The sequence below is a fragment of the Paenibacillus sp. FSL R5-0701 genome (assembly GCF_037973995.1).
Taxonomy (GTDB): Bacteria; Bacillota; Bacilli; order Paenibacillales; family Paenibacillaceae; genus Paenibacillus.
Genome location: NZ_CP150230.1, coordinates 4,834,452 through 4,848,375 on the forward strand (window position 1 = coordinate 4,834,452; position 13,924 = coordinate 4,848,375).

General features: G+C 43.3%; 13 protein-coding genes. 3 read left to right on the plus strand and 10 right to left on the minus strand.

Going from position 1 to position 13,924, the window contains the following annotated elements; all coding sequences use genetic code 11:
* Positions 1-112: 112 nt before the first annotated feature.
* The 7 genes from MKZ13_RS21385 to MKZ13_RS21415 form a co-directional block, all read right to left on the minus strand.
* Positions 113-1,882, minus strand: coding sequence for an ABC transporter ATP-binding protein (locus MKZ13_RS21385; RefSeq protein WP_339177986.1), 1,770 nt, complete (start codon positions 1,880-1,882; stop codon positions 113-115).
* Between the two features lie 17 nt (positions 1,883-1,899).
* Positions 1,900-2,826 (minus strand): ABC transporter permease, encoded by a 927-nt coding sequence (locus MKZ13_RS21390; RefSeq protein WP_017687287.1) that lies wholly within the window; start codon positions 2,824-2,826, stop codon positions 1,900-1,902.
* Positions 2,827-2,828: 2 nt separating this feature from the next.
* Positions 2,829-3,761, minus strand: coding sequence for an ABC transporter permease (locus MKZ13_RS21395; protein ID WP_339177988.1), 933 nt, complete (start codon positions 3,759-3,761; stop codon positions 2,829-2,831).
* 189 nt (positions 3,762-3,950) lie between these two features.
* Positions 3,951-5,648 carry a peptide ABC transporter substrate-binding protein gene (locus tag MKZ13_RS21400; protein WP_339177991.1) on the minus strand — a complete coding sequence of 566 codons (1,698 nt, stop codon included), beginning with the start codon at positions 5,646-5,648 and terminating at the stop codon, positions 3,951-3,953.
* 153 nt (positions 5,649-5,801) lie between these two features.
* Positions 5,802-6,176 carry a DUF3397 domain-containing protein gene (locus tag MKZ13_RS21405; protein ID WP_339177993.1) on the minus strand — a complete coding sequence of 125 codons (375 nt, stop codon included), beginning with the start codon at positions 6,174-6,176 and terminating at the stop codon, positions 5,802-5,804.
* A complete protein-coding gene (locus tag MKZ13_RS21410) occupies positions 6,176-7,135 on the minus strand; it encodes a 2-dehydropantoate 2-reductase (protein ID WP_339177995.1) in 960 nt (319 codons plus the stop codon). Before MKZ13_RS21410 ends, MKZ13_RS21405 begins: the two co-directional genes overlap by 1 nt.
* A 149-nt stretch (positions 7,136-7,284) precedes the next feature.
* Positions 7,285-7,935 (minus strand): RsfA family transcriptional regulator, encoded by a 651-nt coding sequence (locus MKZ13_RS21415; RefSeq protein ID WP_076211575.1) that lies wholly within the window; start codon positions 7,933-7,935, stop codon positions 7,285-7,287.
* A 314-nt stretch (positions 7,936-8,249) separates the two neighbouring features.
* Here MKZ13_RS21415 and MKZ13_RS21420 point away from each other — a divergent pair, with 314 nt between their 5' ends.
* Together MKZ13_RS21420 and MKZ13_RS21425 are read left to right on the plus strand one after the other, a co-directional pair.
* Positions 8,250-8,486, plus strand: a complete 237-nt coding sequence (locus MKZ13_RS21420) for a DUF2626 domain-containing protein (protein ID WP_017687281.1) — start codon at positions 8,250-8,252, stop codon at positions 8,484-8,486.
* Between the two features lie 184 nt (positions 8,487-8,670).
* Positions 8,671-9,750 carry a hypothetical protein gene (locus MKZ13_RS21425; protein WP_339177996.1) on the plus strand — a complete coding sequence of 360 codons (1,080 nt, stop codon included), beginning with the start codon at positions 8,671-8,673 and terminating at the stop codon, positions 9,748-9,750.
* A gap of 23 nt (positions 9,751-9,773) precedes the next feature.
* Here the strand turns inward: MKZ13_RS21425 and MKZ13_RS21430 are convergent, their stop codons facing one another.
* Complete coding sequence (locus tag MKZ13_RS21430; protein WP_339177997.1) at positions 9,774-11,045, minus strand: hypothetical protein; 1,272 nt, start codon at positions 11,043-11,045, stop codon at positions 9,774-9,776.
* 221 nt (positions 11,046-11,266) lie between these two features.
* Positions 11,267-12,601, minus strand: a complete 1,335-nt coding sequence (locus MKZ13_RS21435) for a PhoH family protein (RefSeq protein ID WP_024628438.1) — start codon at positions 12,599-12,601, stop codon at positions 11,267-11,269.
* A 152-nt stretch (positions 12,602-12,753) separates the two neighbouring features.
* Between MKZ13_RS21435 and MKZ13_RS21440 the strand changes: the two genes are divergently transcribed.
* Positions 12,754-13,449 carry a YhcN/YlaJ family sporulation lipoprotein gene (locus MKZ13_RS21440; RefSeq protein ID WP_339178000.1) on the plus strand — a complete coding sequence of 232 codons (696 nt, stop codon included), beginning with the start codon at positions 12,754-12,756 and terminating at the stop codon, positions 13,447-13,449.
* Positions 13,450-13,456: 7 nt separating this feature from the next.
* Here the strand turns inward: MKZ13_RS21440 and MKZ13_RS21445 are convergent, their stop codons facing one another.
* Complete coding sequence (locus tag MKZ13_RS21445; RefSeq protein WP_076211583.1) at positions 13,457-13,909, minus strand: pyridoxamine 5'-phosphate oxidase family protein; 453 nt, start codon at positions 13,907-13,909, stop codon at positions 13,457-13,459.
* Positions 13,910-13,924 lie beyond the last annotated feature (15 nt).

Here is a 13,924-nt window from a genome sequence, read left to right on the forward strand (position 1 = left end):
CCGAATTCAAGGCCGCTTCGTCAAAAGAAAGTGATTAAAATACGAAAAAAACCGCCGAACGAGTCGGCGGCATTTAATACATCAATAATAGCATATCGCTTTAATATTCCTATTATACGTAAGGTTCTGCAACCCAGTGACCTTTGGAAACCTCAATCAATTGAGCATTTTCCAAGTTGTACGGGTCATTTGCAGGACCACCAGATCCATTCTGAATCGGGCTCATATGCTCTTCCGGCAGCAAGATGCGACGTTTGTTCGCTTCCACTTCCGGGTCAGGTACAGGGATTGCTGAGAGCAATGTTTTGGTATAAGGGTGGATAGGGTTCGCATACAGTTCTTCACTTTCTGCGAGCTCAACCACTTTACCCATGTACATTACAGCGACACGGTCACTGATATGTTTAACCATCGACAAGTCATGCGCGATAAACAGGTAAGTCAAGCCGAGACGTTGCTGAAGTTCTTCAAGCAATTTAACGACCTGTGCCTGAATGGATACATCCAGTGCAGACAATGGCTCATCACAGATGATGAATTTAGGGTCTACAGCAAGTGCACGCGCAATCCCGATCCGTTGTCTTTGACCACCGGAGAATTCATGTGGATAACGAAGAGCATGACTTGGATTCAAACCTACCAGATCAAGCAGTTCCTCCACTCGTCTCTTGCGCTCTTTAGAGCTGGAAGCCAGACCATGAATATCGAGGGACTCCCCGATAATATCCATAACATTGAAACGCGGGTTAAGAGATGCATATGGATCTTGGAAAATCATTTGCATATCTTTACGCATTTCTTTCATTTTGCGCGGAGACAAATTGTAGATATCCGTTCCGTTGAAGTTAACATTTCCGCCAGTTGGCTCATAAAGACGCAGAATGGTACGACCTGTTGTGGATTTACCACAGCCAGACTCGCCTACAACGCCAAGTGTTTCACCTTCAAAGATATCAAAGCTTACGTCATTGACCGCTTTGAGAATGTTACCTTTACCCAAATTAAAGTACTGTTTCAAGTTTTTCACTTGTACCAGAGGCTTATTGCTGCCTTTGATAATACCAGCCGGAGCTGGTTTTTCCTTTTTGGGCTCGTCCAGACGAGGCAAAGCATTCAGCAATTTAATGGTGTATGGATGTTGAGGGTTACTAAAGATTTCAGCAGTTGTTCCTGTTTCAACAACTTCGCCTTCCTTCATAACAACAACACGGTCACACATACCCGCTACGACACCAAGGTCATGCGTAATCAGCATGATCGATGTTCCCAGCTTTTGCTGCATGTCTTTCATGACATCCAGAATTTGAGCCTGAATTGTAACGTCAAGTGCAGTTGTCGGTTCATCCGCAATCAGAAGGGATGGACGACATGCAAGTGCGATCGCAATCATGGCACGCTGACGCATACCACCAGAGAATTGGTGAGGATAATGATTCATGCGAATAGCCGCGTTTTTAATACCTACAAGTTCAAGCATCTCCAAAGCCGCTTTATTCGCCGCTTGTTTGGACATGTTCTGATGCTTGCGCAATACTTCAGTAATTTGTTTACCAATTTTAATGGTAGGATTCAATGAAGTCATTGGATCTTGGAAGATCATACCGATATCTTTACCACGAATCGCTTCCATTTGTTTGTCTGTCTTATTCAGCAGGTCTTGCCCGTGAAAAGTAATTTCTCCGCTTTTGACCTTCGAAGGCGGGGAGGGAATCAATTTCATGATGGTTTGGGCGGTAACACTCTTACCACTACCCGATTCACCTACGATCCCCAGCGTCTCTCCTTTGCCAAGTTCAAAACTCACATGTTTAACGGCATCAAATTCACCAGAACGTGTTGAGAACGACACACTCAGGTCTTTGACAGTTAAAATCGGCTCCATAATCCCACCTCCTGTTTCTATTTACGTAATTTCGGATCGAGTGCGTCACGCAGACCGTCTCCGAGCAAGTTAAATGCAAGCATTGTAAGAACCATCAGACCTGCTGGGAACCACATCCGCCACGGGAATAGCGTCCAGCCTGTAAGTGCATCATTGATCATAGAACCTAGTGAAGATCTTGGTGCAGATACACCCAATCCAAGGAAGCTCAGGAACGCTTCGGCAAAGATTGCATTTGGAATGGACAACGTCAATGTTACAAGAATCGGTCCAATTGCATTGGGCAGCAAATGACGGAACAATTGACGCCCTGTGCTTGCTCCCATGGACCTTGCAGCAAGAATAAAGTCTCTGTTTTTGAGTTGCATAATTTCACCACGCACAATCCATGACATGCTGATCCAGCCTGTGATGGTGAGGGCAATGATAATCGTTGTCAGACTTGGTTCCAGTACAACCAGCAACAAAATTACAACAAGCATGTACGGCAAGGAGTAGAGGATTTCGGAAAACTTGTTCATAATTCCATCTACACGTCCACCGTAGAAACCCATGATCGCTCCATAAATAACCCCGATAACAAGGTCAATCAGGGCTGCGGCCAAACCTACAGTAAGGGATACACGTGCTCCTACCCAAGTTCTTACCCACACGTCGCGACCAAGCTCGTCCGTACCAAACCAGTGCTCCGCACTCGGTGCTGCATTGGCATTCAACAAATCATTGGAATAATAATTATAACTTGTAAACAAAGAAGTTGGACCAATCAAAGAGAAAATCACGACAAGAACCAACACGCTCAGACTGATCATTGCAGCCTTATTGGTTGCAAGTCTGTACATGGCATCTTTAAAAAGGGATACACTTTCTTGCGGTTTAACCGCTGCCTGACTAGTCAGGTTCGTGTTCGCCGTTTCATTCTTTTTATTATTCGTGCCAGACAACGTTATGCCCCCTTCCGGCTTTCCAGCTTAATTCTAGGATCAATCAGCACGTAAGCGATATCCGTAAAGAAACGAGCCAACATCAGGAGGATACCATAGAAAATTGTAATCCCCATGATCATAGTGTAATCACGGTTTGTGATACTCTCTACGAATACTTTACCAATTCCCCCGATGTTAAAGATCTGTTCAATTACAACGGAACCTGTGATGATATTCGCTGTCATTGGACCAACATAAGTTACTACTGGTAGAATACCGTTTCTTACAACGTGTCTGAACATAATTGCAGGCCATTTCAGACCTTTGGCTTTAGCTGTTTTGATATAATCTGCATGTAAGACTTCAAGCATGCTCGAACGCGTCAAACGAGCGATAAAGGCAATCGGAGATGCAGATAACGCTGCAACCGGAAGAACATAATCCAATGGACCATCAAAGCCCATAACGTTAAACCAGCCTAATTTAGTAGCAAAGAGATACTGCAATAGTGACGCAAGCAAGAAGCTCGGAACAGCTATACCTATGACAGCGAGGATCATCGTAATATCATCAATGAGTTTACGATGGTAAACTGCAGCAATAAGGCCCAGCAAAACACCCACGATAATGGAGATAACAATCGCAAACACTCCAAGCTTCAGCGAAGCAGTGAACGTTTCACCGATCATTCCTGCTACATCTCGATTGAGATATTTCATTGAAACCCCGAAATCTCCCTTAATGATTCCACCCATATACTTCAGGTATTGTTCATACATCGGTTTGTCCAAACCATACTTCTGTTCCAGCAGGGCACGAATTTCAGGCGATACTTTTTTCTCGGCTGTAAAAGGGTCACCCGGAATCGCCTTCATCAGGAAGAAGGTTGCAGATGCGAGTATGAAAAGCGATAGCAGCATAAATAGTAATTTTTTCAAAACGTACTTAACCAACCCTTGCACACCTCCACAAACAATATTTTGTATACAAATCGATTGTAGAATTAGACAGAAATAAAGTCCAATCCATTTATCGGAAATTTCAAGAATTATAAGGAAAATCGGTGCACATACAAAAAATCGGGATATATATGGAATTCCACATATATATCCCGAAGTATTCATATTAGACTTCAGAACAACTTATTTCTCTTCCAGATATGCACGAGTGTAGTCAATAGCTCCACTGAAATCAAGTTGTACGCCTTTCAGGTAAGGCTTAGTCAAAGATACGTTAGTGTAATAATAGATTGGCATAACGCCCATTTCATCTTGAACCAGGATTTTCTCAGCGTCAGCAAATGCAGCCATACGTGCAGCTGGATCAGCAGATTTCACAGTTTCTTTAACATCTTTGTCATACTGTTCGTTGCTGAATTTGGAATCATTGTTTGTGTTTCCAGTAGTCCACATTTCCAAGAAGTTGTATGGATCGTTGTAGTCAGCAGACCATCCTGCACGAGCTACTTGGAAGTTTTGGTTTTGACGGTTCTCAAGGAAAACGCCCCACTCTTGGTTTTCCGTTTTCACGTCAACGCCAAGGTTTTTCTTCCACATATCAGCAACAGCCAAGGCAATTTTCGCATGATTATCACTTGTGTTGTAGATCAACGTAACAGCTGGTAACGTTGTGTAACCTTCTTCTTTCATACCTTCAGCAAGCAACGCTTTTGCTTCGTCCACATTTTCTGTGAAATAATCATCTTTGTGCTCATCACGGAATTCGCCGTTTTCACCACGGATACCTGGAGGTACAAAGCCGAATGCTGGAATTTGTCCACCTTGTGTTACTTTATCAACAATAAGTTGACGTTCAATAGACATCGCAAATGCTTTACGAATTTTAGCGTTGTTAAATGGTGCTTCATTTACGTTGAACTGGTAGTAGTAAGTACTTGCAATACCAGTAGCTTTGAATTCGTCTGGCAATTCCGCTTTCACAGAAGGAATTTGATCTGTTGGAATCTCACCGTTAGGTGCGCCAGTGTAGTCCAATTGTCCTGATTTGTAGGCTTGCAGTTCGGAAGCACTGCTGCTTGTTAGAGACATGTTAATTTCAGACAATTTAATATCAGAAGCCGCATGGTAAGCATCATTTTTCTTCACGACGATTTTTTGACCTTTAGCGAACTGATCCATAGTAAATGGTCCGTTAACGATCATGTTTTTGTAGTCTGTGAAGAATTTATCATTGGACTCAGCAGACGCATGTACTGGGTAGTACGTGTAGAATGCTGTAAGACCCAAGAAGTAAGGTGTTGGGTTTTCCAATGTTACTTCCAGTGTGTGCTCATCCGTAGCTTTAACGCCTACTTGAGAGAAATCTGTGATTTTAGTACCCTTGTAAGTTTCGTCTTTGCTGAGGTTGTAACTTTCAGCGCCTTTGATGTAGTACAATTGGTAAGCATATGGAGAAGCTGTTTCCGGTTTCAAAGCACGTTCCCAAGAACGAACAAAGTCTTCGGCAGTGATTGCATCACCGTTGCTCCATTTAGCTTCCGGATTCAGGTTGAAAACATATTTCAAACCATCTTCGGAGATCGTCCAGTCTTTAGCTACGCCAGCTTGTTCTTTACCATCAGCATCGATGCGTACAAGACCTTCGTACAAGAATTTCAGAACTGTGTTGGTTTGGCTGTCTTTTGCTTGAGCCGGGTCCAACGTAGGAGGTTCAGCAGTCAGGTTGATTTTCAGGATTTGATCTTTAGCAAGACCATTTCCTTCGTTTGCAGAACCAGTATCGGTGTTACCTGTGCCTTCGTTTTTCGATCCGCACGCTGCAAGTACGGTACCGAACGCCAAAATCAGCGTCAAAAGGACTAATAGACTTTTCCTTTTCATCTAACACGTTCCCCCTAAATTGATATGGTTTATATGTTTATAGATTATACAACCACCGGTCAAAAAAATCTACATTACTTTTTCAGAAAGTAATGTTTTTTTCAGTTTTCGACAAAATCGACATATTTTTTAGCCTTTTTGCGTTATGTATCCTTACATCTGTTGCATGAAGTATCTAAATAATCCAAATAAAGTAAACAAAACATACCCGAAACTCATGATGACGAAAGACATGCGCCATACGGCCCGGAACATTCTACCCCTATCAACCTTCCCTTTTAGTCGATTTTGCGCACCCCCGATGAATCCAAGTGCTACTAGTATGAGTATTAATGTCAGATAAAAACCAAAATTCGAATCAAATGTTAAGTTGAATAACGCTGAAACTGAAAATACAAGAAAAAAAGTGGTTATATCCATTGCCATTCGCAATGCTTTACGTTTGTCTTTTTTCCATACGTACATGCCCCAATAGACAAGAAAGAACGGAAAAAAGGGCAATATGCTCAACACAATAAAAAGTCCCATTAATTCACTCCTTCCGGTTGCATTCCTTCAATCAGATGAAGCAGTATTTCATGTGTAGGTGCAACAAGGTCCAACTTCTGTGCCATCTTTATAATATGACCGTTAATTGACCTTACTTCTGTACCACGTCCAGCGAGAACATCTGCGAGCATGGAGGAAGTATTCGTGGCAGTAGAACGACAGACCGATATCAGTTGATCCCACATATCCTGATCCAAACATATTCCACTTGCAGAGTAGATTAACAATACTTCATCATATAACTGGCGCATTAGCCTCTTTCGTTCTTCCTTGACGATCAATTCTCCATTAGGGACTCGCCATAGTGCCGTGAGCGGGTTAATGACTGAATTAATCAATAGTTTCCTGTATATCAGCTTATCGATTTCATTCGACACTGTACAGTCAAATCCTGCCTGCTGCAACGATCCCGACAGAGTAAATGTTCTCTTCTCCTCTATAGAGGTAGAAGCTCCTATATGTATGTTGTATCTCCCCAGACTGGTTTCACCTGTACCTGCACGAGTCACCTGACTTTGTGTTCGCTTCGCACCTTCTGTTGTAATCGCACTACACAGAAGCGACTTGGGCAAAGCTGCTTGAAGTTTCTCCAGATGGCCCATCCCATTTTGAAAACACGCGATGTTCAGCACCTGATCTTTCAATAGACTAATCTCATGAATGAAATCATCAATGCTTGTCTGCTTAACCATAAGCAGTAACCATTCTCCTGGTGTGTTCTTCCAAGTGTCAGTCAGCTCACTTACTGGTTTCGCCTGTATTTGATCCGGTAGAATATGTATCTCCTCGTCTTGTTCCACAATGGTTACTCCATTATGACTGAGGAGGTCTGCCTGAGCTGTTGTTCTGGTCCAAAATCTGACCTGGTTACCTGATGCCAGCAGTTTCCCGCCATACAAAAGACCAAGTGCCCCCGCTCCTACGATATCAATGATCATATGATGCACTCCTCTCCGCTTCAGTAGTTGCCTTCTAATATCTATAATAGAACAAAAACACCAAACTAAAAACCCGTCATACCTGCCGTTGTGTAACGGAGGTGTGGCGGGTTCATACCTGACTTTCACAAAACAAACGTCTTAACTCGTTATTCAATTCGTTCCAGATTCCCGTTGGCATCCATCTTGAAACGTGTCTTAAGTTCCTCTTCTTCTTCGGACAAAAATGCGAGTCTGCGAGCCCGATCCATAATCTGAATCAAAGCTTTGTAGTCGTCATTCACCACACGGTAATCCGTCTGTACTTCATTCACTTCCTTGGAGAGACGGTCATTCTCAAGACGTAATTCAAGCAATTCATCTTCTTTCTCCCGAAGCTCCTTCTCCAGCATCTTGAGTTGACGATTACTCTCCTGCACTGTTCCCTTCCATTGTCGCAGGAAGCGGATTACTGCATCCATCGATAATGAATCGTCTGAGATCCCATCTGATTTGTACAGATGTTCTTCAGTGTCCAGTGTAGACAATGCTGCAACCTGTGGTCCGAGCATAGCTGGCTGCTTTCTGAGATAACTTCGTTTTTGTCGTTGTGCCTTGGCGTTACTGATGGCTGAATCATACTTTTTACGTACACAGCTGTTCCAGCGAAAACCGCATGCGGCAGATGTTCTGCCTATTTTTTCGCCCACTTCTTCAAAAGCGGCCAATTGTGTACTGCCTTCCCGAATATGACGCAAAGTAACCTCAGCCAATATCAAATCGTCCTCTGTACTCCAAGCATCCTGTCTCACTGCAGTCATGCTATAATACCCTCCTAACAACATCCTAAAATAACCGTCCGCATTACCGGAAGCCCGGTATGTGAATTAGGTATAAAAGCTGCTTCATTCATTCTTATGCCTCTCATAGAGTTCATAGAATTGATTTCATACTAAAATGTATTTCCACATTCAGGCTTGCTCATACGTGACATATGCAAAACATATCCCTCTATACTTACTTTTAGCAAAAAAAGAATTCGCTTTCATATCCAAATTTGTTTACACGTTTTTCCTTTCCCGGTATAATGTTGTGTAGACAATCTATGAACGTACTTAGGAGAGGAGGATTTACCGTGGCACGCATGTTTCGGGTACTCGGGTTCTTCACGCTTGCAATTGGCCTGATGGCTTTTGCGGGAGATCTGGTCGAAATGGCTTTGCTTTTTTTCCTGCAGACTGCGTTTTTTGTCATTTTGGGATACTTGAAATTTACCGAGCGAACGTACATATTGCTCTTCTGGGGTTATATGATCGTAACATTCACGGGGTTCAGCTACTGGACCGTATTCGAAATGGGGTTGCCGCTCTAATCCACCTGCAGCATCAAAGTGATCCGATATCTGTCGGGTTGCTTTTTTGTTGTGTTCAGATTAAATGAATGTTCGTGGTGTTATGTAACCACTAAGGATATTTCACGTATTTGTTTCATATATTGTCTGGAAGGCAACCAGCCTGTACGATAGTCATTTAAGAAGTGGAAAGGAGAATGGATCGGTGAAACGTCAATACGGCATTGCCGCCTTTATATTATGCATCATTTTATTCCTCCAGCTACCTTTAGCCCATGCCTATGGAGAGTCTTCACCTGAGGATACACGTGAGATATTGCAAAAAAGTCTATCTATTGTTGAAATCGATCACGAAATCGAACGCATCGCCGAAAGGCAGAAGCAGCTGGCTCAACAATACGAGACATTATCTGTCCAGCTTCAGGAACAGGAAGAACAGATACATATTCAGCAAGATCGGGCCGGAGCTGTAGTAAGATCCTACTACACAGGAGAACGCGATAGCCTCCTCATGACGGTCCTGGGAGCCAGGTCATTCAAAGACCTGTTTGTACTGTATGATTATTACCAGATTATTATCGGACGGGACCAGGCTGTGCTGGACAAGTATCAGGACCGTTATCACAACCTGCAACAGACTTCCACTCAGATTCGTCAGACTACAACAGAATTAACCGAAATGAAGACTAATCTTCAAAACCAGCGGGAACGTGTAGTCACCTTGCAAAAAGAAATGGATGCCCAAATAGCCACCAGCGGAGATGCGGCAGCGATTCAGAAACTGATGGATGAACTTACCCTTTATTGGGAGAATATCGGCATCTATGAGGTGAAACGATATTTCAAAGCTTTGGCATCTGCCATGCAGAACCTGCCCGATTTTATCCAAAAACAAAACGGAGGCATATCCACGACTGGAACAACCTATACGATTCGAATTGGGCAGGATGAGCTTAATGCATTTCTGCGTTCCCAAAATTCAATCTTTGAAGACTTTGCCTTTCAGTTTAACCAGGATAAGATTATAGCTTCCGGTCAGCGGGATCAGTTGCAATTAAGCATTGAAGGACATTATACGGTAGAAAATGAACCTCAAAACTCCATTCGCTTTCATGTGGACAAACTTGTATTCAACCAGCTTGAATTACCAGATACGACTCGTCGAATGCTGGAAAGAGAATTTGACCTTGGGTTCTATCCGCAGAAAATCCTGTCGTTTGTCAAAGCAACCGATGTTTCAACAAGTGAAGGCGTACTGGAAGTGAAACTAGCTATATCATTTTAAAGAGGTTGAACACGAACTTAAAGTTAATTCGTCGTTCTAATACTGTCTACGTATTGATTAGCTGTAATTTCTCCCTTTAAGAATTGTTGTACTTTTTGATGAAAACGAGTTATTAGAGCATGACTTTTGATCGTTGCAGCGGGGACATCTTGGGTGGTTAATAACCAGGATTGTCCCTTTGTCATGTCATAACGTCCAGCAAGTTTCTCAGACTCCAAATCCAGTTCCTGCTGCTTTGCGGGCAACCGGTTAACCTGTTGGTACCATTTCAACTGTGTCGTAGCAGACGTCATTCCTTCAATCCATCTACTTGCCTCCTCTGCCTCAACGGAACCCGCAGTAATGACAAGGCTTCTGGATTTAACAGTATCCAAGGTTTCGAAAGAAATCCGCTCCAAAGAATCTTTATCAACTGTACTCGCTTGATCCGCACTTAATAATTGAGATAACAATGATACAACCATCGGTGTGTCGTTCGGGTCAGCAGTCGGAGAGAACCCCGAATTGGTAGAATCAAGCCTAATAAGGGGCTGAATCTGATTCATCAACTGAATCCCCTGCTGAAGATCCCCCGTTTGCGAATCTATTTTCGTTCGTTTAACTTGATCTGGTGCCATCCTCGGTTCCAAATGATTCAGCCACGCATTCGTTCCGTACATATCATTGATGTTCATTGTAATTAAAGGGATGCCTTCCGCAATGGCTTGTTGAGTAAGTTTGACCCACTGATCTTTATTGCGAGGTAATGACTCCAGACCAACTCTCTTCAGAAATGAAGATTGTGCAGCCAGAATGTACGGATCAAAATCAAAAGGCATTCCCCACTGATAACCATTCCACTCTGTCATTCCCCGTAACCCCACTATCGTATCTCCTAGTGACTTTGATAATGTTGTTCCATTTAACGGATACAAATACCCTTTTTGGGCATAGTATTGCACTTCCTCACTATCAAGCAGAACAACATCACCGTTCTCTCCCAGTGAAAATTCAAGATCCAAAACATGTTTATATGTATCCGGCTTCTCATTCCGAAGATTAATCTCTACCAGCTGGGAAGCAGCAACTTCTTTGGCTATTTTTTGAAAGGCTTGAAACTCTTCATCCGGCATGGCCACTACAATCTCCAGCGGAGCTTGAGCATCTTCATTACGGGACAAAGACCCAGGAAAAGCCTCCTTCTCCTGATCACGTTCCTGATTAAGCTGTGAACCTCTAAAGTCAAAACTCGGTGACAAGATCGTTAACGAAAGCAGCAATACCGCGAACAAAACAACCTGATGTCTACGCTTCATTAACTTCCCTCCCTGCCCACCTAGTTTTTTCCTGCAGCAATTATTGTAACAAATAAGTAGTACTCTTGTCCTACCCTGCCGAAAAACACTTTTTCGGATTTTTGCATAATACGAGCATATCGAGTTCTGTGTAATAACGCTTACTTATTTTTTCAGCAAAAAGCCGGCTCCAGTAGCCGGCTTCAATAACAACATTTTCCGGGAAATAAATCCCCTAAATATTACAATAAATCAGCTGCAAGTTGTGCCAGCTTGGACCGTTCTCCTTTTTCGAGCATGATGTGTCCGCTGATTCCCTCTTGTTTGAACCGTTCCACGATATAGGTCAGACCGTTACTGGCAGAATCAAGATACGGATGGTCTATCTGTTCGGGGTCTCCCATCAAAATAATCTTACTGCCTTCACCGACCCTTGATACAATGGTCTTCACTTCGTGGCGCGACAGATTCTGGGCTTCATCAATAATGATAAACTGTCCAGGTATCGATCTTCCACGAATGTATGTTAAGGCCTCCACCTGAATACTGCCAAGCCCCATTAGAATTTTATCGATATCTCCGGCTTTTTTGGTGTCAAACAAAAACTCCAGATTATCATAAATCGGCTGCATCCACGGACGAAGTTTTTCTTCCTTCTCACCAGGCAAGTAACCGATATCTTTCCCCATCGGAACGACAGGGCGAGCGATCAACAGTTTTTTGTATTTATGATCATCCTCTACCTTAAGCAGACCTGCTGCAAGTGCCAGCAAGGTTTTCCCTGTTCCAGCTTTACCGGTGATAGTAACAAGCGGGATGTCATCATTCAAAAGCAGTTCCAGTGCCATGCGTTGTTGTGCGTTACGTGCACTAATACCCCAGACATTATCATTACTGAGGAAAAGCGGCTCCAGCTTTGTTCCCTCTGTGTTCACTTTAAGCAAAGCCGATTTATTGGTTCCCATCTCATCCTTGAGAATGACAAATTCATTCGGGTACAACGAATAAGACAACTGTAACGGTTTGATTGGTAAAAAACGATATGTGTAAAACTCATCAATCACTGACGGATGAACTTTTAGGGCCGTATAACCTGGATATAACTCACTGAGTCCTGCCGTCCGATCTGATAAGTAATCCTGTGTAAACAGACCAAGTACATCCGCTTTGATACGCACAAGTACATCTTTACTGACAAGCACGACCTGACGTTCGACTACTTCCTTTTCGTTCTCCTCAATCTGATAATTCAGTGCGACAGCCAAAATGCGATTATCGTTGGACACTTCACCGAACATTTCCTGAACTTTCACGAAACTCCGATGATTCAGCTCTACTTTCAGGTTACCTCCATTAGCTAAAGGTACCCCACTGTGCAGGTGACCCAGCTCACGTAATCCATCCAACAGTCTGGACACATTACGGGCATTACGCCCAATTTCATCGGCATTTCTTTTTTTGGAGTCGATCTCCTCCAGTACAACCGCGGGAATGATTACCTCATGTTCCTCAAAGGCAAATATGGCATTGGGGTCATGCAGAAGCACGTTGGTATCCAATACAAAAATCTTTTTCATTCAATCCCCTCCAAAGCGGCGTCGTTAAAGGCATGGATAGTGTGATCTTTCAGCAGCGGCATGGACAATCATGATCCCATACATAAATGTATTCGACTAGGGCAAAATAATTGTCAACCATTCTGAAAAACTCCAAGAAAGGATGAACATTTATGAAAAAATGGGTTTGCACGCTGCTTCTGATCTTTATACTTACAGGTTGCAACAGTTCCACACGCAGTGCTTCACAGGAGCCACATACCTCGCATCCAAGAAGTTACGGAGGAAATATAACAACTCAGCAAGATCAAAGGAAAGGATCTCACATGCTTAATGCACAGGAAGATCGGATGAGTCCTTCACGTTTGGACCGCCTCAATGAGGATACAGGTGAAGTCCATGATACCAACATTGCGGATGATGCAAAGAATGGCCGGATGCCCAATGAAAAACGAATCAATCACCTTAAAGCCCTTGCCAAGCAAGTGGAAGGTGTTGAAGATGCGAACTGCGTCATACTCGGTAATACAGCCGTAGTTGGCATCGATGTTGATGGTGAACTGGAACGTGCTCGGGTGGGTACCATTAAGTACGCTGTTGCCGAAGCACTTCGCAAAGACCCCGAAGGTGTAGATTCCATCGTTACTGCAGATGCAGATGTCACTGAACGAATTAAAGAAATCGGTGAACATATTCGTCAAGGGCATCCAATCTCCGGTTTTGCTTCAGAACTTGCTGACATGGTGGGACGAATTATCCCTCAACTCCCGAAAGACGTCAAAGTCCGTCAAAATCCGGATGAACACGAGGATCAAGAACAACAAATGCAGCAGCATTCAACGGACAAAAGACAACAAAAAGCCCAGTGATCTCTCACTAGGCTTTTTTCATGGCAGCAAAAACCTGCTCATCTAATTTCTCAGCAGCACGCTGATCATATATTTTGACATATTGAGGCACAGAGGACAATTGAGCGCCGTAAAACAGAGCATTCCTCACCGCTTCAATTGTAATGTCGAAACAACACATATTAAATGGAACGTCCTGCAGCGGATCTTGTCGTACCGCAGCACGTCCGTTCACTGCGTACACCGTCTCTTCTCCAAAGACAGTCACTGTAATGAGCGGATTAGTAATCATGTTATTCACTAAACGTGAACGATGATCGATCGCTAAACGAAAAGTAGAAGCATTCTCCGCATAAATCCAGGAGATGGCTGTTGAAGTCGGACCTCCGGATTCTACATCCACTGTGCTAAGAAGCACAAAGGTCTCATTCTTGAATTGCTGTAAAAGAGATTCAGTTAATTGTGTGACGGCTTCGGACATTCAACCAGCCCCTAA

Bases quoted from the DNA above. Each gene is read 5' to 3' on its own strand.
- MKZ13_RS21385 (WP_339177986.1), bottom strand. From the start codon at position 1,882: ATGGAGCCGATTTTAACTGTCAAAGACCTGAGTGTGTCGTTCTCAACA.
- MKZ13_RS21400 (WP_339177991.1), bottom strand. From the start codon at position 5,648: ATGAAAAGGAAAAGTCTATTAGTCCTTTTGACGCTGATTTTGGCGTTC.
- MKZ13_RS21405 (WP_339177993.1), bottom strand. From the start codon at position 6,176: ATGGGACTTTTTATTGTGTTGAGCATATTGCCCTTTTTTCCGTTCTTT.
- MKZ13_RS21410 (WP_339177995.1), bottom strand. From the start codon at position 7,135: ATGATCATTGATATCGTAGGAGCGGGGGCACTTGGTCTTTTGTATGGC.
- MKZ13_RS21415 (WP_076211575.1), bottom strand. From the start codon at position 7,935: ATGACTGCAGTGAGACAGGATGCTTGGAGTACAGAGGACGATTTGATA.
- MKZ13_RS21430 (WP_339177997.1), bottom strand. From the start codon at position 11,045: ATGAAGCGTAGACATCAGGTTGTTTTGTTCGCGGTATTGCTGCTTTCG.
- MKZ13_RS21435 (WP_024628438.1), bottom strand. From the start codon at position 12,601: ATGAAAAAGATTTTTGTATTGGATACCAACGTGCTTCTGCATGACCCC.
- MKZ13_RS21440 (WP_339178000.1), top strand. From the start codon at position 12,754: ATGAAAAAATGGGTTTGCACGCTGCTTCTGATCTTTATACTTACAGGT.
- MKZ13_RS21445 (WP_076211583.1), bottom strand. From the start codon at position 13,909: ATGTCCGAAGCCGTCACACAATTAACTGAATCTCTTTTACAGCAATTC.